This window comes from Synechococcus sp. W60.3 (genome assembly GCF_047502615.1).
Taxonomy (GTDB): Bacteria; Cyanobacteriota; Cyanobacteriia; order Thermostichales; family Thermostichaceae; genus Thermostichus.
On record NZ_JANSHJ010000002.1, the window covers coordinates 42,483 to 63,402 of the forward strand.

18 protein-coding genes and 1 tRNA gene are annotated in these 20,920 nt (G+C 61.8%); 14 read left to right on the forward strand and 5 right to left on the reverse strand.

The annotated features are described in order from the left end of the window. The first annotated feature begins 24 nt into the window (after positions 1-24). Positions 25-351: a hypothetical protein gene (locus tag NW846_RS01045; RefSeq protein ID WP_011430248.1), complete on the forward strand. Its 327-nt coding sequence runs from the start codon at positions 25-27 to the stop codon at positions 349-351. Beyond that, positions 341-1,657: an ATP-binding protein gene (locus tag NW846_RS01050; RefSeq protein WP_414515129.1), complete on the forward strand. Its 1,317-nt coding sequence runs from the start codon at positions 341-343 to the stop codon at positions 1,655-1,657. The genes NW846_RS01045 and NW846_RS01050 overlap by 11 nt, the downstream gene beginning before the upstream one ends. Before the next feature lie 101 nt (positions 1,658-1,758). Here NW846_RS01050 and NW846_RS01055 read toward each other — a convergent pair whose 3' ends face one another. Then, on the reverse strand, positions 1,759-2,076 hold the full coding sequence (locus NW846_RS01055; RefSeq protein ID WP_041439037.1) for a DUF3067 family protein: 318 nt from the start codon (positions 2,074-2,076) through the stop codon (positions 1,759-1,761). 173 nt (positions 2,077-2,249) lie between these two features. Here NW846_RS01055 and NW846_RS01060 point away from each other — a divergent pair, with 173 nt between their 5' ends. Next, entirely contained in the window at positions 2,250-2,768 is a 519-nt protein-coding gene (locus tag NW846_RS01060; protein WP_011430251.1) for a cytochrome b6-f complex iron-sulfur subunit, read from the forward strand. Positions 2,769-2,942: 174 nt separating this feature from the next. Further along, complete coding sequence (locus NW846_RS01065) at positions 2,943-3,926, forward strand: apocytochrome f (RefSeq protein WP_011430252.1); 984 nt, start codon at positions 2,943-2,945, stop codon at positions 3,924-3,926. Between the two features lie 61 nt (positions 3,927-3,987). Here NW846_RS01065 and NW846_RS01070 read toward each other — a convergent pair whose 3' ends face one another. Continuing rightward, positions 3,988-4,800 carry a PhzF family phenazine biosynthesis protein gene (locus tag NW846_RS01070; RefSeq protein ID WP_011430253.1) on the reverse strand — a complete coding sequence of 271 codons (813 nt, stop codon included), beginning with the start codon at positions 4,798-4,800 and terminating at the stop codon, positions 3,988-3,990. Between the two features lie 244 nt (positions 4,801-5,044). On the opposite strand from NW846_RS01070, the gene groES reads away from it, so the two are divergent. The 6 genes from groES to NW846_RS01100 all read left to right on the forward strand — a co-directional run bounded on the left by groES (position 5,045) and on the right by NW846_RS01100 (position 11,371). Beyond that, positions 5,045-5,356, forward strand: a complete 312-nt coding sequence (gene groES, locus NW846_RS01075; RefSeq protein ID WP_011430254.1) for a co-chaperone GroES — start codon at positions 5,045-5,047, stop codon at positions 5,354-5,356. 66 nt (positions 5,357-5,422) lie between these two features. Beyond that, complete coding sequence (groL, locus tag NW846_RS01080) at positions 5,423-7,057, forward strand: chaperonin GroEL (RefSeq protein WP_011430255.1); 1,635 nt, start codon at positions 5,423-5,425, stop codon at positions 7,055-7,057. 173 nt (positions 7,058-7,230) lie between these two features. After that, positions 7,231-8,058 carry a DUF429 domain-containing protein gene (locus NW846_RS01085; RefSeq protein WP_011430256.1) on the forward strand — a complete coding sequence of 276 codons (828 nt, stop codon included), beginning with the start codon at positions 7,231-7,233 and terminating at the stop codon, positions 8,056-8,058. 155 nt (positions 8,059-8,213) lie between these two features. Beyond that, positions 8,214-9,377: a GuaB3 family IMP dehydrogenase-related protein gene (locus NW846_RS01090; protein WP_414388665.1), complete on the forward strand. Its 1,164-nt coding sequence runs from the start codon at positions 8,214-8,216 to the stop codon at positions 9,375-9,377. A gap of 40 nt (positions 9,378-9,417) precedes the next feature. Continuing rightward, a tRNA-Val gene (locus NW846_RS01095) sits at positions 9,418-9,489 on the forward strand. A 301-nt stretch (positions 9,490-9,790) separates the two neighbouring features. Next, a complete protein-coding gene (locus NW846_RS01100; RefSeq protein WP_414348627.1) occupies positions 9,791-11,371 on the forward strand; it encodes an iron uptake porin in 1,581 nt (526 codons plus the stop codon). A gap of 127 nt (positions 11,372-11,498) precedes the next feature. Here the strand turns inward: NW846_RS01100 and NW846_RS01105 are convergent, their stop codons facing one another. Next, the gene (locus NW846_RS01105; protein ID WP_414515133.1) at positions 11,499-12,338 is read right to left on the reverse strand and encodes a DUF6671 family protein; all 840 of its coding nucleotides are present in this window, start codon (positions 12,336-12,338) and stop codon (positions 11,499-11,501) included. 67 nt (positions 12,339-12,405) lie between these two features. Next, entirely contained in the window at positions 12,406-14,103 is a 1,698-nt protein-coding gene (locus tag NW846_RS01110) for a SulP family inorganic anion transporter (RefSeq protein WP_011430261.1), read from the reverse strand. A gap of 301 nt (positions 14,104-14,404) precedes the next feature. Between NW846_RS01110 and gyrA the strand changes: the two genes are divergently transcribed. From gyrA to psb28, 4 genes are all read left to right on the forward strand, one after another. Continuing rightward, positions 14,405-16,960: a DNA gyrase subunit A gene (gene gyrA, locus NW846_RS01115; protein WP_414347352.1), complete on the forward strand. Its 2,556-nt coding sequence runs from the start codon at positions 14,405-14,407 to the stop codon at positions 16,958-16,960. 190 nt (positions 16,961-17,150) lie between these two features. Further along, positions 17,151-17,546: a DUF760 domain-containing protein gene (locus NW846_RS01120; RefSeq protein WP_011430263.1), complete on the forward strand. Its 396-nt coding sequence runs from the start codon at positions 17,151-17,153 to the stop codon at positions 17,544-17,546. Positions 17,547-17,632: 86 nt separating this feature from the next. After that, entirely contained in the window at positions 17,633-18,817 is a 1,185-nt protein-coding gene (locus tag NW846_RS01125) for a glycerate kinase (RefSeq protein ID WP_414515136.1), read from the forward strand. Between the two features lie 171 nt (positions 18,818-18,988). Next, positions 18,989-19,303 (forward strand): photosystem II reaction center protein Psb28, encoded by a 315-nt coding sequence (gene psb28, locus NW846_RS01130; RefSeq protein WP_011430265.1) that lies wholly within the window; start codon positions 18,989-18,991, stop codon positions 19,301-19,303. Between the two features lie 5 nt (positions 19,304-19,308). Here psb28 and gatA read toward each other — a convergent pair whose 3' ends face one another. Beyond that, on the reverse strand, positions 19,309-20,838 hold the full coding sequence (gene gatA / locus NW846_RS01135) for an Asp-tRNA(Asn)/Glu-tRNA(Gln) amidotransferase subunit GatA (protein ID WP_414347340.1): 1,530 nt from the start codon (positions 20,836-20,838) through the stop codon (positions 19,309-19,311). Positions 20,839-20,920 lie beyond the last annotated feature (82 nt).

Below are 20,920 nucleotides of genomic sequence, written 5' to 3' on the forward strand. Positions count from 1 at the left end.
AAAGGCAAGGTTGGGAGCTGGCCGATGGATGCTATGGGGGTTGAACTGGGGGGACTGGAGGCGATCCGCCCTTCGTTGTGGGCGGCCACAGCCCTGTGGAGTCTGGGGCTGATGTGGGGCTTGTCGCCGCTGCACCGCCGCCTGCAGGAGGGTTGGGAAAAACAGTTGGCCTGGGATCCCAGCGGAGCTCTGGCCTCTTTGCTCAGCGTCCTTCCTTTCTTGCTGGCAGCAGCGGTGGTGGTGGCCCTCACCGAACTCTCTTTGGGCAACAGCTGGGCCGTCTCCTGGGGTCTGATTGCCTGCGTTGGCGGTGGCCTCTACGAGCTGGGCCGGCGGGACAATGCCCGCTAAGCGCTCTGCGCCGGCCCTCACCCCCAGCCCCTTTGACAACGCCAAGTTAGAGCGACTTGAAGCGATGACCCCCCTCGAAGAAGCGGCGGAAGCGGCGGCTAAGCTGCTGGTGTTTCGGGAAATCTGCGCCCACCCCTTGGCCCTGACCTGGCAGGAGCTCACCCAGGAGTTGATGAGCGGGGATCCCTTGCCCTGCTGGAGAGCCTACGGACGCTGGTTTGAGCTTTTGGCCCAGGAGGGCTTGAGCTGGCGGGAGTGGCTAATCCGAGAGATCCGCTGGGCCGATAACCCTTTCTCGCGGGCGGCGCTTCGACCCCAAGGGATCCCAGACCCCCTTGTGCAAGCGGCCCGCCACGATCTCCGCTGCCTGCAGATCCTGTCCGATAGCCAGGAGACCATTGCCGAGCAGATGCGGGCGCTGGGCCTGGGGATCCCTTGGCCGGATGGGGAAGGGGAGAGCCCTGGCTGGGATCCGCGCTCTTTTGCCGACTGGGGCCTGAGCCTGGAGGCGCTGATCGCCCACTACCGCCGAGCGGGGGTGGGGCTCTGTGGCCGCTATTGGGCCTTTCGCTGGGGGCCGGCAGGGCTAGAGGGGATCCCCACTCCCGACTTGCCCGACTGGGAAGAGATCTACGGCTATGAACGGCAGAAACGGCAGTTGGCTGCCAACACCGAAGCCCTGCTGCGGGGGGATCCGGCGTTGCATGTGCTGCTCTATGGGGCGCGGGGCACCGGCAAGTCTTCGCTGGTGAAGGCGTTGCTGCGCCGCTACGGTTCCCAGGGGCTGCGCCTTTTGGAGCTGAGACGGGGAGATTTGGGTCAATTGCCTCAGATCTTGGCAGATCTGGGAGGGTGGGGGCTGCCCTTTGTCCTGTTTGTGGACGATCTCTCCTTTGAGGCCGACGAAACTGAGTTTAAGCAGCTCAAGGTGCTCCTGGAAGGAGATCTTGTTCCACCACCGCCCAACGTCCGTCTCTACGCCACCAGCAACCGCCGCCACCTTATCCGCGAGTTTTTTGGCGATCGTCCCAGTCCCCAAGATCAAGAGGTCCACGCCTGGGATACGGTGCAGGAAAAGCTGTCGCTGCGGGATCGCTTCGGCCTTACCCTTACCTTCACCCCTTTTAGCCAAGCTGACTACCTGGCCACGGTAGAACACCTGGCGCAACGGCTGGGCCTCCCGCACCCTTTAGATACCTTGCGCCGCCAAGCCCTCCTCTGGGCGCAACAGCAGAACGGCTTTTCCGGTCGCACCGCCCGCCAGTTCCTGCATGCCTTGCAGGCCGGCCTGGTGGAAGTTGGATAGCCGCAGGCCGGCTGAGGTCTGGAGTTTTCGTCATAGGGACGAACCTGTCGGTTGCTGCAATTGCAAACTCCCCTTCAGGGAAGAGCCGGGGGCGAGGAAGACTACAGCAGCCACTCGGAGGCGCGCTCTCCCACCCCTTGCAAATTCAAAGGAATGGCCACCGCCTTGCCTATGCGGGGTTTCTGACGGGTAGCCTCAATTTCTCGCTGCACCGCTTCCCACACGCCCCACGCCTGCAAATGGGCCATGACAGACTCCAGGCGAGCCAGATACTCGGCCTCGCTCAAGGGGAAAGAGGGCTGCTCCAGGTAGCGCCACATCACCAACAGAACCACCCTGCCCCCCATGCGGCGCAGTTGCACGTCGTAGGAATAGCCCCACTTCTCCCGCAGCAAAGCTTGAAAGTCGGATCCCGTCATGGTCTGGCTCGGATTGGGTTGGGACTGAGCTGGGCCGCAGCAGAAAAACCGCCGCCTCTTCCCTTGCACTTCCTTTAGCTTTGCATTTCTTAATGATATTAGCCAAGGAGCTCGGTTAGGATGATGTCGTTTGTCAACGAACATTAAAACTTCTCAGGTTTGTACTGGCCATTATGACGGAAGCGGTTAGCAACTTCGAGGCACCCCCCATGAGCCGGCGGGTTTTTCTGAATGCCCTCCTCAGCAGCTCGGTGGGGGTGGTGGTGGTGGGCACCCTCTACCCGGTGGTGAAGTATTTTATTCCGCCCTCTTCCGGTGGGGCAGGAGAAGGTGTGATAGCTCAAGATGCTCTCGGCAAGCCCATCAGCGTCAGTGAGCTGTTGGCCACTCACGCCGCCACGGATCGCGTGCTGGCCCAAGGCTTGAAGGGGGATCCCACCTACATTGTGATCGACAACGGGGCGGTGGCCAACTACGGCCTCAACGCGGTTTGCACCCACCTCGGCTGTGTGGTGCCCTGGAACGCGGGGGAAAACCTGTTCAAGTGCCCCTGCCACGGATCCCAGTACGCGGCCAACGGCAAGGTCATCCGGGGGCCGGCTCCCCGCTCCCTGGAGCTGGTGAGCGCCACGGTGGACGGCGACAACGTTCGCTTCAGCCCCTGGCAAGGCCCCGATTTCCGCGAGGCCTGAGGCGTTACGATAGGCTCCAGAGAGACCCCTGTAAGGGGCCACAGCCGGGTCAGAAGTGGGGGAAAAGGCCAGAGAGGTTGCTGCGCTAGTCCTGGCTAGAGCATGAGTTGTGAGCTTTGAGGAGATTGCCCCAAAGGGCTTGCGAGAATTTTGATTGAGATTCTGAGCTAACTTATGAAGCGAATTTACTTGGCCTTGTGTGCGCTGCTGCTGTTGCTGGGGACGGGATCCCGTCCGGCAGCAGCCTATCCGTACTACGCCCAGATGGCCTACGACAACCCGCGCGAGGCCACCGGGAAAATCGTCTGTGCCAACTGCCACCTGAACGCCATGCCTGCCCGTGCCGAAGTGCCGCAGGCAGTTACCCCGGGCCAGGTGTTCACCATCAAGGTCGGGATCCCCTATGACTTGAGCAAGCAACAGGTGTTGGCGGATGGCAGCAAGGGCGGCTTGAACGTTGGCGCTGTGGTGGTGTTGCCAGAAGGCTTCCGCCTGGCCACCGAGGAGGAGATGACGGAGGAGCAGCGCCAGGAAACCGCTGAGACCTACATCACTCCCTACAGCGACGAGAAGCCCAACATTCTCCTGGTGGGTCCCCTGCCCGGCGAGCAGCACCAGGAAATCGTCTTCCCGGTGGTCGCCCCTGACCCGAAGGAGGATCCCTCCGTGGCCTTCATGAAATATCGGGTTTACATTGGCGCCAACCGCGGTCGTGGCCAGATCAACCCCGATGGCAGCCTCAGCAACAACAACGTCTTCCGCGCTCCTGCCACGGGTCGTCTGACAAGCATCGCCACCATCGAATCTGACCTCAGCGATCTGCCGCCTGAGCTGGCCGCCCTGGTGCCGCCCGAATACGAGTTGCCGGGCACGCGGGTGCTCAGCTTCGAGACTGAAGGCGGACTGAAGCACTTGGTGGTGCCGCCGGGGCCGGAGTTGGTGGTTAACATTGGCGACAGCGTCCAAGAAGGGGATCCGGTTACCAACAACCCCAACGTGGGCGGCTTTGGCCAAGTGGAGCGGGATCTGGTGCTGCAGAACCCGGAACGGGTGAAGTGGTTGGTGGCCTTCCTGGCAGCGGTGGCCATCACCCAGCTTCTGCTAGTGCTCAAGAAAAAGCAAGTGGAGCTCATCCAGGCGGCAGAACTTTTGGGCTAGCTTGCGCACTTATTCTTCGCGAGAGTCTTCCCAGCACCTCGGAGCCAGCCGGGGTGTTTTTTTAGGGAATCCTCAGCTCTCCCGCTATCACCAGCACCGCCTGCCCGGCAATCTCCACCCGAGTGCCGAGATCGCGACACCACAGCTCGCCTCCCCGCGCCGAGAGCTGGCGGGCTTTGAGCTCAGTCCGGCCCAGGCGCTGCGACCAATAGGGTGTCAACAGGCACTGGGCAGACCCGGTCACCGGATCCTCCGGGATCCCCAACTGGGGGGCAAAAACACGACAGACAAAATCTGGCTGGTCTTCTAGATCCCCTCCCGAGGCAGTGACGATCAACCCAGAAACAGGCAGTGCCTGAACCCGCTCCCAATCCGGCTGCAGCTGCTGCACCTGCTGGGCCGAAGTCAGCACCGCTACCCCCATGCTGCCGCGGTACAACTCCAGAGGAGGGATCCCCAATGCCGCAGCCACCTGCTCTTGGCCTTCCGGCCAGGGTTGCGGGAACTGGGCGGGAAAATCCATCGCCAGCCGCTCCCCCTGCCGCCGCACCTGCAGCCGGCCACTGCGGGTGGAAAAGGCCACCCCCTGAGCTTCCGGGTGAATCTCGGTCAAGAGCACATAGGCGCTGCCCAACGTGGCATGGCCACAGAGTTCTACCTCCGTGGTGGGAGTAAACCAGCGCAGCCCATAGTGGGGAACCTCGCCTTCGGATCCCTGGGGCAGCAAAAAAGCCGTTTCCGACAGATTGTTCTCCGCCGCAATTGCTCGCATCAAAGCTGCCGGCAGCTCCTGAGGCAGCAAACACACCGCTGCCGGATTGCCCTTAAAAGGCACTGCCGTAAACGCATCCACTTGAAACAACGGGATCCGCACCTGCTTGCCCAACCTACCTCAGGCCATGATCCCACAACAGGCCCAGAAGTAGGGGGATCCGCACCCAACCGTACCCGACAAAAAGGGAGATCCCGCCAAAAGGGGCTATTGTCAGGCTGGAAAGCCGGCTGATAGACTAGCACTCGTAAGCTGAGAGTGCTAAAACCTCGACTACGCAAGCTTAGGTTTGCGCTCGATACAACCCTTCAGCCTCGCGTTTTAGGCATCACGGAGGATATTTGTCATGGCTGCAGTAACTCTCAACGTCTCTACGCTGAAGCCGCTAGGCGACCGCGTGCTGGTCAAGATTGCCCAGCAGGACGAGAAGACGGCGGGTGGCATCTTTTTGCCCGATACCGCCAAAGAAAAACCCCAAGTGGGGGAGGTGGTCGCAGTTGGGCCTGGCAAGCGCAATGACGAGGGCAAGCTGATCCCGATGGAACTGAAAGCCGGCGACAGAGTGCTCTACTCCAAGTACGCCGGCACGGAAGTGAAGCTGGGCAGCGATGAGTACGTGCTGCTGGCCGAGCGGGATATTCTCGCTATCGTTCAGTAATTTTCAGTCCTTCAGCGATCGATCCTCTACATCGCCCTTAGTTCATTCACGTCTGAGAGGTTGAGTATGGCCAAGTCGATCATTTTTAGCGAAGAAGCCCGTCGTGCCCTTGAACACGGCATGGACATTTTGGCGGAAGCTGTAGCCGTTACTCTCGGCCCCAAAGGGCGCAACGTCGTCCTGGAGAAGAAGTTTGGCGCACCCCAAATTGTTAACGATGGGGTAACCATCGCCAAAGAGATCGAGCTGGAAGACCACATTGAAAACACTGGCGTCTCCTTGATCCGTCAGGCGGCTTCCAAGACCAATGACACGGCTGGGGACGGCACCACCACCGCCACCGTCCTGGCCCACGCCATGGTTAAAGAAGGGCTGAAAAACGTGGCCGCCGGCGCCAACCCGATTGCCCTCAAGCGCGGCATCGACAAAGCCGTGAAGTTCCTGGTGGACAAGATCGCCGAACATGCCCGCCCGGTGGAAGACTCCAAAGCCATTGCCCAGGTGGCGGCCATTTCCGCCGGCAACGATGAGGAAGTGGGCCGCATGATCGCCGAGGCCATGGACAAAGTGGGCCGCGAAGGGGTGATCTCCCTGGAAGAAGGCAAGTCCATGACCACTGAGCTGGAAGTGACGGAGGGGATGCGCTTTGACAAAGGCTACATCTCCCCCTACTTCGTCACCGACACGGAGCGGATGGAGGCGGTTCTGGAAAACCCCTACATCCTGATTACCGATAAGAAAATCACCCTGGTACAAGACCTGGTGCCGGTGCTGGAGCAAGTGGCCCGCGCCGGTCGTCCGCTGCTGATCATCGCCGAAGACATCGAGAAAGAAGCCCTGGCCACTCTGGTGGTGAACAAGCTGCGGGGCGTGCTGAGCGTGGTGGCGGTGAAAGCGCCTGGCTTTGGGGATCGCCGTAAGGCCATGCTGGAAGACATCGCCATCCTCACTGGCGGTGAGGTCATCAGCGAAGAGCGCGGCCTGAAGCTGGAGAACGCCCGTCTCGACTCCTTCGGCTCGGCCCGTCGCGTCACGGTAACCAAAGACCACACCACCATCGTGGCGGAAGGCAACGAAGCGGCTGTCAAAGCCCGCTGTGAGCAAATCCGTCGCCAAATTGAAGAAACCGACTCCACCTACGACAAAGAAAAACTGCAAGAGCGCCTGGCCAAGCTCTCCGGCGGTGTGGCGGTGATCAAAGTGGGCGCGGCCACCGAAACGGAAATGAAGGATCGCAAGCTGCGCCTGGAGGACGCCATCAACGCCACCAAGGCGGCGGTGGAAGAGGGGATCGTCCCCGGCGGCGGCACTACCCTGGCGCACCTGATGCCGGCGGTAACGGAGTGGGCGCAGGCCAACTTGTCCGGCGATGAGCTGGTAGGGGCCATGCTGGTTGCCCGCGCGCTGGGCGCTCCGCTGCGCCGCATTGCCGAGAATGCCGGCCAGAACGGCTCGATCGTGCTGGAGCGGGTGAAAGAGAAACCCTTCACGGTGGGTTACGACGCCCAGAACGACGCCTATGTGGATATGTTTGAGGCGGGCATCGTTGACCCGGCCAAAGTCACTCGCTCTGCCCTGCAAAACGCCGCCTCGATTGCCAGCATGGTGCTCACCACCGAGGCCATCGTGGTAGACAAGCCGGAGCCCAAGAGCAACAAGCCCGCTGGCGGTGGCGGCGGCGTGGATGACTACGACTACTAATCTTCGGGCAGGAAGAGGCAGAGGCTTCGCCAGCTAGCGGAAAGTCTGCTGCCTTGTCAGAGCAACCATCTTCCGGGATCCCGGCTGGGATCCCTTTATTCTTGGGCATTTCCCTCTCCCAGGCGTCCGGGGGGTGAGGGCGAGCCATCCTACTAACGGAAGGAGAAGGCGGCGTGGCACGGTTAATCTGCATTGGCCTAGACCTGGCCTGGTCGGCCCGCAACCCCTCTGGCGTGGCAACGCTGGAGGTTGAGAGCGGGGATCCCCAAGCCCCGAACCTGACGGGCCACCTGCGGGACAACCGCCTCTTGCAAACCGACCAGGAGATTGTGGACTACATCCAAGCCCAAGCGGGAGGGGATCCCTGCCTGGTGGCGGTGGATGCCCCCCTGCGCGTCCCCAACCCCAGCGGCCAGCGGCGGGCGGAAGCCGAGCTGAACCGGGTGTTTCGCGCCTATGCCGCTGGCGCCCACCCGGCCAACCGCCGCCTCTTGGCCAAAAACGGCCAGGTGCGAGGGGAGGCCCTGGTGCAAGCTCTCTCCCGTTATGGCTTTCGCGAGCAGGCCAGCATCGAGCAGGGATCCCTGGCCCGGCAGATCACCGAAGTCTTCCCCCACAGCGCCATGGTGAGCCTGTTTGGCCTCAGCCGCAGCCTCCCCTACAAAGCGCGTCCCCGCCGCACCTGGCTGCAACGAGAACAGGCGTGGCGGCTGTACCAGCAACATCTGCGCGCCTTGGCCAGCGCCGATCCGTCTCTGCAAGGCCACGAGCCCCTGCTCCAAGTGGAGGTGGGATCCCTTAGGGGCCGCCAACTCAAAAACTACGAAGACCAAGTCGATGCCTTAATGTGCGCCTACATCGCCCTCTACGGCTTCCGCTGGGGATCCGAGCGCTGCCACAGCTTCGGCAACCTGCAAGAAGGCCACATTTTCACTCCCCTGCCCCCCTCATTGCAAGGGAAGAGCCCTGTTTCCTCGCCGGAAACTCCACAAGGGCTTTAACTCGGGCGAGGGTATGGCTTCTGCCAGACCGGCCAGACTTCCGTTGAGGCAGAGACAAGCGAAGCTAAACCGGAGGGAAAACCCGGCTCTTGCTAGTCTCAAATCACACGTTGGCGGCATGATAGGAAGAAGGGATCCTGTCAGAGGGGAGGGAAATGAACGCACAACTGGGGCGCAATCGGCAGGCAAGACGCGCTTACGGGCTGGATGAGATCGCGCTGGTGCCGGGCAGGCGAACCCTGGATCCCAGCTTGGTGGACACCCACTTCACCCTGGGAGGGATCCAACGGCCCATCCCCATCATCGCCAGCGCCATGGACGGCGTGGTGGACGTCAAGATGGCCATCTTGCTCTCCAAGCTGGGGGCAATGGGCGTGCTCAACCTGGACGGGATCCAAACCCGCTACGCCGATCCCGACGAGGTGCTGGATCAGATTGCCGCGGTCGGCAAAGACGAGTTCGTTCCCCTGATGCAGCGCCTCTACAGCGAGCCGGTCAAGCCGGAGCTGATCCAAGAGCGCATCCGCCAAATCAAAGCGGCCGGCGCCATCGCGGCCGCTAGCTGTGTGCCCGCCCACGCAGCTGAATATGGCCCCCTGGTGGCGGAAGCAGGCGGGGATCTGTTCTTCGTCCAGGCCACGGTGGTTTCCGTTCACCACAAGGTTCCCGAGGGCATGGAACTGCTGGATCTGGCCCAATTTTGCCGGTCGATGCCCATTCCTGTTGTGGTGGGCAACTGCGTTACCTACGATGTCGCCTTGGAGCTGATGCAGGCCGGAGCTGCCGGCGTCTTGGTGGGGATCGGCCCTGGCGCTGCCTGTACTTCCCGAGGCGTGTTGGGGGTGGGAGTGCCGCAGGCTACGGCCATCGCCGACTGTGCCGCTGCACGGGAGCAGTTTTTGGCGGAAACCGGCGCCTACGTTCCCATCATTGCCGATGGCGGATTGGTGACCGGCGGCGATATTTGCAAGGCCATCGCCTGTGGAGCCGATGCAGTGATGATCGGATCCCCCTTGGCCCGCGCCTATGAGGCCCCCGGTCGCGGCTTTCACTGGGGCATGGCCACCCCCAGCCCCATCTTGCCCCGCGGCACCCGCATCCGCGTGGGATCCACCGGCACCCTGGAAGAGATCTTGTGCGGCCCCGCCCGCCTCGATGACGGCACCCACAACCTCTGGGGCGCCCTGCGCACCAGCATGGCCACCCTGGGGGCTGCCAATCTCCGAGAAATGCAGCAGGTGGAGATCTGCATCGCCCCCTCCCTCCTGACCGAGGGGAAGGTGTACCAGAAGGCGCAAAGCCTGGGCATGGGGAAATAGTTCTTTGGGAATGCTAAACTCGGTGGACTGGGATCCCCCAGGGCGGTTAGCTCAGCGGTAGAGCGCCTGCCTTACAAGCAGGATGTCACTGGTTCGAGTCCGGTACCGCCCATCCCCGCCTCAGCCCGCGACTTAGGAGCTCTGTCTCGGCTTTGGCGTGCACCCGCTAGTCAGGGTCGGATCCCTGAGGTAAAGTAATGGGTATGGGGCCTGGAGCGTCTGCCGCCGTTGAGCCTCACGTTGAGTCTCATTCAAAAAGTGTGTAAAGTGGTAGACGATGTGAAACAGGGCTGTACCATGTTCTTCGAGGGTCCGCAGTTGTCAGACTCGTGCTTGAGTTAGACAGTTGACTACCTCTAGAAGACATCGCCACAGCCGAGACAGGTGTGAGGACACAGAACAAGGAGAGAAACATGCCCGCGAAACACGCGAACTACTGGAAAACGTTGCTGGCCGGCACCCTGGGTGCAGCAGCAGTCTTGACCCCTGGAGTGGCCTATGCCCAAGCTACTGGGCCCGTCACCTCCATCTCTGAACTTTCTGATGTGCAGCCTACTGACTGGGCTTTCCAAGCACTGCAATCTCTGGTCGAGCGTTACGGCTGTATTGCCGGCTACCCCGACCGCACCTTCCGCGGCAACCGGGCCATGACCCGCTATGAGTTTGCCGCCGGTATGAACGCCTGCTTGGATCGCATCAATGAGTTGATTGCAGCCGGTTTGGCCGACAAAGTCTCCAAGGAAGACTTGGCCACTCTGCAGCGCTTGCAAGAGGAATTTGCTGCTGAGCTGGCAGCCCTGCGCGGGCGGGTGGATGCCCTGGAAGCCGATGTTACTGATTTGAAAGGGAAGGTCTTCAACCCGGTTACCAAGTTGAATGCCCAAGTCATCGCCGCTGTTGTAGGCAGCGCTCTCACGGAAGACAGAGTTGTTAATGGGAGGGTAGTAGCAGAGCAAAACCAAGCCAACATGACTCTTCCCTATCGGGTACGCTTGAACTTCGATGCTTCTTTTGTGGGTCGCGATCGCCTGCGCATTCGTCTCCAAGCTCGCAACGCTGTGACTGAGTTCTTTGATGGGGATCCCGGCCTTGAGTTTGGCGGTGGTGGCGGTGGCACTTTCACCCTGGCCCAGCTGGTTTATCAATTCCCTGCTTTCGACCGCGCTGCTACTATCTACACGGGCATTACGGGTACGGGAGTGTCGAGCGTTCTGCAGTACAGCACGCCCTTTGATGCCCTGTCGGACTTTGCCGATGCTCCCAACTCTACGGCAGATGTGCCCAGCGGAACCCTATTTGGTTTTCGCTACCGTTTGAGCGACCAGTTTCGTTTAGCCTACGCCTACAGCACCAGGAACGCTCAAGCCTTGGGCAACGGCTTCGGCGACAGCGGTATAACCGGTAGCGACAGTGCCCACGCGGTGGAGCTGGGCTTCTTGCCGACAGAGGGTCTGGAGCTCTACCTCCAATTTGCTTCCACCTACCTGCAGCAGGCGAACGACGGCCCCACCTTCCTGGCCACGGGTAAAAGTCTCTTCCGCGGGCCGGTAAGAGGAACGCAGGTCGATGTCTCTGCGCGGGTAAACGCCTTTACAGTCGCAGCCAACTGGGAGCTTAGCCCTCGCATTACCTTGTCTGGCTGGTTTACGGCTGGCAATGTGGATTACAACCTGCCCAATGTGGTACCGGCTGGCACTGTGGATCCGGGTGAGGAAAACTTTAATGGTTTCCTCCTTGGCTTTGTTTTCCCTGACCTCTTTGTGGAGGGTGCCACAGGCGGGATTGTATTTGGGCAGCCAATCGTGACCACAGACAACGACGGAGTGTGGGATACTCGCCCCTTCGTTGTGGACGTCTACTACAGCTTCCCGGTCAACGAGTACATTACTCTAACGCCTGCTGCCTACTTTGTGAGCAACCCCAATGGCGGCAGACCCGGAGACAACGACCCAACCATTGGCGTGGGGGCTTTGCGAGCTGTGTTTACTTTCTAGTTCTTAAAATCCCTGCGCTGACATCCAAGTTGCTAAGTAGGGATCCACTGGGTTGGATCCCTATTTTCTTACATCAGCCCCTCTGGGGGGATGAAAGCCTGGGCTTGACGTCAAGCTTGGGACAAAGCTAGGGATTACAAAAGGCACACTGAGCGGGATCTGCCCAGGGCTCTGCCACAGGCTCGGTGTGGGTGTGGGAACAGCGGGAACAGCCATATACCCAAGCCTTGGCCACGGGGGTGGGAGCGCCACATTGACCGCAGGGCAGTCCAGAGACCGAGCGGATCTGCCAGTAGCCAGGAGTGCCGCAGGCCGGGCACAGGCTTTGGGCTTTGGCGATTAGGTTTTGGGTGGCGGCTGCGATGACTTGGAGCCGGGTTGGGTTGTACATGGCCCGCATGTCGGTTTCCAGATGCAGGCCACCCTGCCGAGCCAGCAGCTCCCCCACCACCTGCTTCAGGGTTGCTTCGTCTTGGATTCCTTTGTGGATAACCTGGGGCTTTTCTGGCTGGTCGAGGGCGATCAGGGCGTGCTGGGGAAAACCCGCCCTTTGGGCAAAGTCCAGCGCTTCTGCCCAGCTCTGCACCCAGCGATGGCTGAAATTGGTTTGGGTGCTCTCTGCATAGCCGACCAGCTCCAAGGGCTCCGCGCCGGGTTCAAAAACCCTGAGCATGACCCACTCCTGATTCCAAGGGATCCAAGGGATCTGGGGGTGGGGGCCAAAGGATCCCTCGCTGGCCAAAACCAAAGAGGCGGGATGAGCTTGGCGGGCTCTCTCAATTTTCAGGCGTAGGGTGTGGATGGGATCCCCTGGCCGAGGCCGCTCCCGCGAGAAGGTGCCCAGTTGGTCGGTGTCCAGAGGTATCACTTGCACCTGGATCCCCAGGTGGTGGGCCAAGAGAGGGCCGATCACCTGCTCTTTGCGATGCAGGGTTGCCAAGTAGGCAACCCGACCTTTCCAGTGCATAGATCCAGAACTGACCCCGATCCGGCAAACGAAGTCTGCAGCTTTCTTGTTGGGCTCATCGGAGGGCTCAAACCAGGGGGCTGGGTTCTAGCGGCAAGCCCAACTGGGCGACGGCCTCGGCCAAAGCGGCCTCCCGGCTCTCCACAAATCGCTCTGCCGGCAAGGGCAGATGCAGGCTTTCCAAGCGCTGCCGGATCCGACCCTTGGCCCCGACGATCCACACCTGTTTGCGTTGATCTAGAGCTTCGCGGATGGCATTTTCCAAGGACAGCGTCGCCGAAACGCCTAGCATCGGCACATCGGACAAATCCAAGACCAAAGCCTGGCAGGAGGCCACCGCCTGGTGTTGGCGGGAAATGGCCTGGGAAACCCCGAAGATCATGGGCCCGCTCAGGTAAAATAGCAACACCTGACCGCGGCCCTGGCGCAGCAATTCCTTTTCCCGCGGGGTGAGATCTACGGCATCGTCCGCATCGGTAATGGCTTTCACCTCTTCCGCTTGCAGCTCGCTCAGACGCTGAATGGTGAGCAAATTGGCCACAAATACCCCTACCCCCACGGCGGCGATGAGATCCACGAACACCGTCATGAACATCACCCCGTACATAATGGCTGCCCCTTTGAGGGAGAGGCGGTGGGCCCGCTTCAGGAAGCTCCAGTCGAGGATATCCACCCCCACCTTAAAGGCGATCCCCGCCAGCACCGCCATCGGGATCCCTTGGGTGAGGGGAGCGGCAAACAGCACCACCATCAAGAGGATGAGGGCGCGGGTGATGCCCGCCAAGGGCGTACGTCCCCCTGACTGGATATTCACCACCGTGCCCATGGTCGCCCCCGCCCCCGGCAAGCCCCCCAGGAAGCCGGAGACCAGGTTGGCGATCCCCTGCCCGATCAGCTCTTGGTCGGAGTCGTGGCGGGTGCGGGTGAGGTTGTCGGCAATCACCGCCGTCAAGAGGGTGTCGATACAGCCCAGCATGCCCAGCACCACCCCGTCCAACACCAAGCTGGCCAGGGAAGCAAAGGGCAACTGCGGCCATTGCACCTGGGGCAAGCCGGTGGGGATGGGCCCGATGCGCCGCAAATCCCAGTCAGCCATGAACAAGTTGGCCACCAGCGTTCCCAGCACCAGGGCCACCAACTGGGGCGGCACCACTCTTCGCCAAGGCTTGGGATAGCCAAAGAGGATCGCAAGGGTCAGCAGCCCCAACCCCAGTTCCGGGAACTTGAGATTGAGCAGGTAGGTCGGCAGGTTCTGCACCGCCCCGATCACTCCCCCCTGGCTGGCGTGGCCCAAAAGGGGCGGGATCTGCAGCAAAATCATGATCCAGCCGATCCCCGACATAAAGCCGGAGATGACGCTGTAGGGCATAAGGGTGATGTATTTGCCCAGCTTCAGGGATCCAAACAGCACCTGAAACAGGCCCCCCACCATCACCACCGTGAAGGCCGGCCCCAGTCCCTGGTTCGGATAGCTGGCGGTAACCTTGGCAATGACTGCCGTCATCATCACCGTCATCGGCCCGGTGGGCTCGGAGATGAGGGTGGGAGTGCCGCCGAACAGGGCAGCAAAAAAGCCCACACACACCGCCCCATACAAGCCCGCCACCGGCCCGGCACCAGAAGCCACCCCAAAGGCCAGGGCCATCGGCAGCGAGACAATAGCCGTCGTCAGGCCACCGAAGAGATCCCCACGCCAGTTTTCTAGGCTCAGACGCCGACGCCAAGCCAGCACTCCCCCACCTTGCCCCGTCACTTGGCCCAACATGCCCCACTGCCCTCAATGCTATAGGCAGCCTATCATTGAGCGTTACCATAACGCCCCGATTAGAGGATAGATTTTTATCTATAAATATCTTCAGGGATCCCCTTGGGACAGGGGGCGGCTCCGGGCAACTCCCTCTGCCCCGGCAAAAGGCAATGGTAGACTAGACGCAGGCGCACTTTATTTTAGTTTCCTGGGTTGCCGACCGTTGGCCGGCAATGGCGATTGCTGCTGCGACAGCTTTGTAACCTCGAACCGTGCCCGCGCCCAAGCCGACCGGGATCCCTCACCTCTACCCCCACCCATGAGCGACAACGAATTGACCGCGCGCATCATCTCCACCGACCTGCAGCGGGAGATGGCGCAGTCCTACCTGGAATACGCCATGAGCGTGATTGCCGGGAGGGCTCTGCCGGATGCCCGCGACGGCCTCAAGCCGGTGCATCGCCGCATCCTCTACGCCATGCACGAGCTGGGCCTGACGGCGGATCGCCCTTTTCGCAAGTGCGCCCGCGTCGTGGGGGATGTGATCGGGAAATACCATCCCCACGGGGATCAGGCGGTTTACGAAGCCCTGGTGCGCATGGCCCAGGACTTCTCCATGCGGGAGCGCCTGGTGGACGGGCACGGCAACTTCGGCTCCATCGACAACGACCCGCCGGCGGCCATGCGCTACACCGAGTGCCGCCTCACCGCTTTTGCCCAGGAAGCCCTGCTGCAGGATATCGACGCCAACACCGTCGACTTCATCGACAACTACGACGGATCCCAGCAGGAGCCGCTGGTGCTGCCGGCGCGGATCCCGCAGTTGCTGTTGAACGGTTCTTCTGGCATTGCCGTGGGCATGGCCACCAACATCCCGCCCCACAACCTGGGAGAGCTGGTGGACGGCCTGATCGCCCTCATCCACAACCCCAACCTGACCAGCCTGGAGCTGATGCAGTGGATCCCGGCCCCCGATTTCCCCACCGGCGGGCTGATCATGGGCCAGGAAGGCATCCGCGAAGCCTATACTACCGGGCGCGGCTCCATCACCTTGCGGGGGGTGGCCACGGTGGAGACCATCGAGCAGCGGGGCCGACCGACGCGGGAGGCCATCATCATCACCGAGCTGCCCTACCAAACCAACAAGGCAGCCATGATTGAAAAAATTGCCGAGCTGGTCAACGAGAAAAAACTGGAGGGCATTGCCGACATCCGCGACGAAAGCGACCGCGAGGGCATGCGGGTGGTGATCGAGCTGAAGCGGGATGCTCAGCCTCAGGTGGTGCTCAACAACCTCTACAAGCAAACCCCCCTGCAGAGCAACTTCGGGGTCAACATGCTGGCCATCCTCAACGGCGAGCCGCGCACTCTGACGCTGCGGGACGCACTGCAGGCTTTCTTGGATTTTCGGGCAGAGGTGATCGAGCGGCGCACCCGCTACGAGCTGCAGAAAGCCGAAGAGCGGGATCACCTGTTGCAGGGCTACCTTTTGGCTTTGGGGCAGTTGGATCGGGTGATCGCCCTCATCCGCGGAGCCGCCGATGCCGCCACAGCCCGAGCTGAGTTGCAGGCAACGTTGGGCCTGAGCGAAGCGCAAGCCGATGGCATTTTACAGATGCAACTGCGCCGCCTCACCGCCCTAGAAGCGGAGAAAATCCAGGCCGAACACGAAGACTTGGTGAGGCAAATTGCCGATTTGCGGGATATTTTGGCCCGCCGGGAGCGGGTGATGCAGATCATCAGCGAAGAGCTGCAGCAGCTCAAGAGCCGCTTTGCCAGCCCGCGCCGCTCCCGCCTCTGCCTGGAAGACTGTGAGCTCAAGGTTGCCGATCTGATCGAGAACCGCGAGACGGTCATCTTCCTCACCGAGCAGGGCTATATCAAGCGCATGGACCTTGAAGAGTTCCAGGTGCAGGGGCGGGCCACCCGCGGCAAGGCCGGCGCCCGCATCAAAGACGACGATGCCATCGAGCAGTTTTTTGCCTGTCGCAGCCACGACACTATCCTCTTTTTCACGGATCGGGGGATGGTCTATACCCTGCCCGCCTACGAGATCCCGCAGGGGAGCCGCACCGCCCGCGGCAGCGCCATCGTCCAGTTGCTGCCCATCACTCGGGAAGAGCGGGTTACCTCGATGGTGCCCGTGAGCGAGTTCAGCGACGACGAATACTTGGTGATGCTCACCCGAGCGGGCTACATCAAAAAAACGGCCCTCAGCGCCTTTGCCAATGTGCGTTCCAACGGCCTGATTGCCATCTCTCTGGAGGAAAACGATGAGCTGCGCTGGGTGCGCCGCGCCCGCTCCAGCGACGATGTGGTTATGGCGACCCGCCAGGGCATGTGCATCCGCTTCCGGGCAGATGACGAGCAACTGCGCCCCCTGGGGCGAGCCACCCGCGGCGTGCGGGCCATCACCCTCAACCCCGGCGACGACATCGTCAGCATGGACATCATCTTTGCCGAGTCGGTGATGGCCGCTGAGCGAGAGGGGGAGAGGCTGGCCAACCCCTGGGTGCTGGTGATTACCAAAGAAGGGCGGGGCAAGCGCTCGGCCATCGACCACTTCCGCCGGCAAAACCGGGGCGGCAAGGGGGTGATCGCCACTAAGTTCCGCCAGGAGTCGGATGAGCTGGCTGCCCTGCGCATCGTCAATGCCGAGGACGAGATCCTGTTGGTAACTGCCAGAGGCATTGTCATGCGCCAGTTGGCCAAGGCCATCCCCACTCAGTCTCGCGAGGCGACAGGGGTGCTGGTGCAGCGCTTGGATCCGGAGGACAGCATTGTAGGAGTGACGGTGGTGCCCGCTTCGTTTATCAGGGATCCGGCGGAAGCTGAAGAGGAGCCGGCAGAGGGGATCCCCGAGGCCGACGGTTGATCTCCGAGGCGGCGCCTCCCGAGGTACGGCATTTGCCGCCTCAAAGGGGTGGGATCCCGTACCGAAGGCGGCGAGGCTCGGGTGTTAGGTTTGACATAGCCCAATTGGCGGAGCTGCGAAGGCCTAAGGAATGGGGCCAACAGCTCCGAGTTGGGCTAGATTTGCTGTGTTTGGGGAGCTTGGTGACTCCATGTCGAGCCCGATCAATTTCATTCCTGGTTTTGAGGCCGCGCAAACGCCCAGCCCCAACAACCGGCTCTGGCAATATCTGCAGTCTCAGGATCCCAGCGTTTTTCAAGACATCGCCCGCAACTCGTCGCCGGAGGTGCTGGAGATCTTGGGCCACAACATTCGCAGCTTGGTGGGCAGTTTGCCGCCAGACCAATTTGGCGTTCAAATCATCACCAACCGCGAGAGCTTGGCAAAAATGCTCTCCGGGGCGATGATGGGTGGCTACTTTCTGCGGGTGATGGAGCAGCGTCTGGCCCTGGAGCAGTCTTTGGGCAACTCATCCGCCGCCGTCCCCTCTCCCCAACCTTCAACACCGGATCAACCTCCAACAGCGGAGGGGGGCAGTGCCCAATAGCTCCGGGCTCAGCCTTGCGGGCCCGCAGCCAAGTTCAATCCATCCTCTCTGTTGCCGCCGAGGACGTTTTAGGGCTGATGCTGGGTATGGGTTCACCAGACCAGGGATCTGAGTTCAGCCGCCCACCTCGGCGGGTTTTGATCTGCCCGGATAGCTTCAAAGGATCCCTGACAGCCAAGGCAGCAGCGGAGAGCATCTCCCGGGGCATCCGCCAGGTCTTGCCGAAGGCCAAGGTGGAGCTACTCCCCCTGGCCGATGGGGGCGAGGGCACGCTGGAGACCTTGTTGCCGGCGCTGGGGGGAGAGAAACGAGGGCTGTGGGTCACTGGCCCGCTGGGGGATCCCGTCTGGGCCGAGTACGGGGTGGCAGGCGAGCGGGCGCTGCTGGAAGTAGCCCAGGTGGCCGGCCTGACCTTGGTGCCCCCTGAGCAGCGGGATCCCACCCGCACCACCACCTATGGCCTGGGGGAGCTGTTGCGGGCCGTCTGCCGGGATCCCATCGCCGAGATTTGGATAGCGCTGGGCGGATCCGCCACCGTCGATGCGGGTGCGGGGATGGCGCAGGCCTTGGGCTATCGCCTCTTGGATGGGGCCGGGGATCCCATCGGCTGGGGGGGAGGGGAGCTGGCCCGCCTGGCGCGCATCGAGCCACCTAAACAGCGCATTTGGCAAGGCAAGCGCATCCGCGGCCTCTGCGATGTGCAGAACGCCCTCACTGGCCCGTTGGGGGCGGCTGCCGTCTTTGCCCCCCAGAAGGGCGCCACTCCCCAGCAAGTGCGGCAATTGGAGCAGGCACTGCAGCAGTGGGCCAGGGTGGTGAAGCGGGATCTGGGCCGGGCCGTGGAGGGGATCCCAGGGGCCGGCGCCGCCGGCGGGCTGGGGGCAGGATTGGTGGCTTTTTTGGGCGCCACCCTGGAGTCCGGGATCCAGCTCTTGGCCCAGCACTTGGCCCTGCCGGAGCGTCTCCGCCGCTGCGATCTGGTGGTAACTGGCGAGGGCCGCCTTGACGAACAGAGCAGCATGGGCAAGGTAGTGGGGGCGGTGCTGGAGCAGGCCATGGTGGCCCAGAAGCCCCTGCTGATTCTCTGTGGCCAGGCCACCCCGGCAGCCCGGGCCGACTTGGCCGCCCGACCCCTTCCCATTAGAGTTGCTGCCCTCTGTGACCGGATCCCGGATGTGGCCGAGGCGCAGCGCCAGGCCGGTTACCACCTGGAGCAGATGGCCGCTTGGGAGTTGAAAAAGTTTCTGGCCGGGGATCCGATCCCCACCTAGCAAATGGCTGGGAAACAGCTTATCCATCGATCTCCAGCTCCCCTCTCCCCTTGGGAGAGGGGCTGGGGGTGAGGGCCGCTAGGGGCGGGGATCGCTTGGGTCAGCGACAAAGTGTCTTAATCATCGTGTTTGGAACAACTATAATGACCTGAATGAGTTTTTTTAAAAATTATGGCCACTATTGAGTTTTCTCCCGGTATTCCAGAAGTGCCAACGCAGGTGCGGTTGCTGAAATCCAAAACCGGCAAGCGGGGATCCGCCATTTTTCGCTTTGAGGAGCTGAAGTCCGACACGCAAAGCATCCTTGGCATGCGGATGATCGACGAGGAAGGGGAGCTGACCACCCGCAACATCAAAGCCAAGTTCTTGAACGGGGAATTCAAGGCCTTGGAAGTGATCTACGACATGGAAACAGAAGCAGAATGGGAGCGCTTCCTGCGCTTCATGGAGCGCTTCTCGGCAGCCAACCAGATGGGCATGGCCTAGTGGGCTCAGCTTTTGGATTTTTTGCTCCCCTTGGTGGACTTGCTCTTGGCTTTGGGCTGTTGAGCGGTTCCCTGGGCCTGCTCAAGGGGGGGCTGTCCCAGGGGAGGTCGCCGCTTGTGCCAGTCGGTGCTCTGCTCATAGGCATAGGCCACCCGCAGCACCTTGCTCTCCTGCAAGACGTTGCCTATGATCTGCAGGCCAATGGGCAGACCGTTGGCAAAGCCACAGGGCAGGCTCAGCCCCGGCAGGCCCGCCAAATTGACCGGGATCGTCATCAGGTCGCACAGGTACATACTCAAGGGATCCTCCCGCTCCCCCGCCTTGAAGGCCGGCGTGGGGGTGGTGGGGCTGACCAGCACATCCACCTTCTCGAAGGCCCTGAGGAAATCCTGCTTGATCAGGGTGCGCACCTTCTGGGCTTTGAGGTAGTAGGCGTCGTAGTAGCCGGCAGAGAGGGCATAGGTGCCGATCATGATGCGCCGCTTCACCTCCGGCCCAAAGCCGCGGGCGCGCGTTTTGCCGTACATAGCCAAGAGCGAGTCGGCGGGTTCCCGCAGGCCGTACTTGACGCCGTCGTAGCGGGCCAGATTGGAAGAAGCTTCCGAAGGGGCGATGATGTAGTAGGTGGCCAGGCCGTAGCGAAAGCTGGGGCAGTCGATCTCCAGGATCTCCGCCCCCAGCTCCTGTAGGTGTTGGATGGCGGCTTCCACAGCAGCACGGGTTTCCTCGCTGCAGCCTTCCCCCAGCAGGTTGCGGATGACGCCGATCTTGAACCCCTTGATATCCGGGATCAAAGCCTGGCTGTAGTCCGGGATCTCCACCTTGAGGCTGGTGGAATCCAGGGGGTCATGGCCGGCAATCCCCTGCAGCAGCAGGGCCACGTCCTCCACCGTGCGCCCAAAGGGCCCCACTTGATCCAAAGAGGAGGCAAAAGCCACCAGCCCATAGCGGGAGACCAGCCCATAGGTGGGCTTGAGGCCGACCACGCCACAGAAGGCCGCCGGCTGGCGGATCGATCCCCCCGTATCCGATCCCAGGGCCACCACCGCCTGGTCTGCCGCCACCGCCGCCGCCGACCCGCCTGAGGATCCCCCCGGCACCCGCGTCAGGTCCCAGGGGTTGGCGGTGCGCTGAAAGGCCGAGTTTTCCGTAGAACTGCCCATGGCAAACTCGTCCAGGTTGGTCTTGCCCACCGTCACCATGCCGGCAGCCGCCAGCCGCGCCGTCACCGTCGACTCGTAGGGTGGAATGAACCCCTCCAGGATCCTGGAAGCGCAGGTGGTGCGGATCCCTTGGGTACAGAGGTTGTCCTTGACAGCCAAGGGGATCCCGGCCAAAGGGCCGATCTCCTCCCCGGCGCGAATGCGGGCGTCCACCGCTCTAGCCTGCTGCAGGGCCAGCTCTTCGGTCACGGTAATAAAGCTCCTCAGCTGCGGCTCCAGTTGCTGCAGGCGCTCCAGGTATTCGCGCGCGATCTCCTCAGCAGAGCGCTCCTTGTTCACCAACTGGGTATGCAGGGCACGGATAACAGACATAGACAAACTCGCAAGGAAGGGAAAAGGCTGATCCAGCTCAGTGAAAGTTCCCTCTAGAGTAATCCAGCGCGGTTCCCTACTA

Coding starts and splice junctions, on each gene's coding strand:
- NW846_RS01045 (WP_011430248.1), top strand. CDS start 25: ATGGATGCTATGGGGGTTGAACTGGGGGGACTGGAGGCGATCCGCCCT.
- NW846_RS01050 (WP_414515129.1), top strand. CDS start 341: ATGCCCGCTAAGCGCTCTGCGCCGGCCCTCACCCCCAGCCCCTTTGAC.
- NW846_RS01055 (WP_041439037.1), bottom strand. CDS start 2,076: ATGACGGGATCCGACTTTCAAGCTTTGCTGCGGGAGAAGTGGGGCTAT.
- NW846_RS01060 (WP_011430251.1), top strand. CDS start 2,250: ATGACGGAAGCGGTTAGCAACTTCGAGGCACCCCCCATGAGCCGGCGG.
- NW846_RS01065 (WP_011430252.1), top strand. CDS start 2,943: ATGAAGCGAATTTACTTGGCCTTGTGTGCGCTGCTGCTGTTGCTGGGG.
- groES (WP_011430254.1), top strand. CDS start 5,045: ATGGCTGCAGTAACTCTCAACGTCTCTACGCTGAAGCCGCTAGGCGAC.
- groL (WP_011430255.1), top strand. CDS start 5,423: ATGGCCAAGTCGATCATTTTTAGCGAAGAAGCCCGTCGTGCCCTTGAA.
- NW846_RS01090 (WP_414388665.1), top strand. CDS start 8,214: ATGAACGCACAACTGGGGCGCAATCGGCAGGCAAGACGCGCTTACGGG.
- NW846_RS01100 (WP_414348627.1), top strand. CDS start 9,791: ATGCCCGCGAAACACGCGAACTACTGGAAAACGTTGCTGGCCGGCACC.
- NW846_RS01105 (WP_414515133.1), bottom strand. CDS start 12,338: ATGCACTGGAAAGGTCGGGTTGCCTACTTGGCAACCCTGCATCGCAAA.
- NW846_RS01110 (WP_011430261.1), bottom strand. CDS start 14,103: ATGTTGGGCCAAGTGACGGGGCAAGGTGGGGGAGTGCTGGCTTGGCGT.
- gyrA (WP_414347352.1), top strand. CDS start 14,405: ATGAGCGACAACGAATTGACCGCGCGCATCATCTCCACCGACCTGCAG.
- NW846_RS01120 (WP_011430263.1), top strand. CDS start 17,151: ATGTCGAGCCCGATCAATTTCATTCCTGGTTTTGAGGCCGCGCAAACG.
- NW846_RS01125 (WP_414515136.1), top strand. CDS start 17,633: ATGGGTTCACCAGACCAGGGATCTGAGTTCAGCCGCCCACCTCGGCGG.
- psb28 (WP_011430265.1), top strand. CDS start 18,989: ATGGCCACTATTGAGTTTTCTCCCGGTATTCCAGAAGTGCCAACGCAG.
- gatA (WP_414347340.1), bottom strand. CDS start 20,838: ATGTCTGTTATCCGTGCCCTGCATACCCAGTTGGTGAACAAGGAGCGC.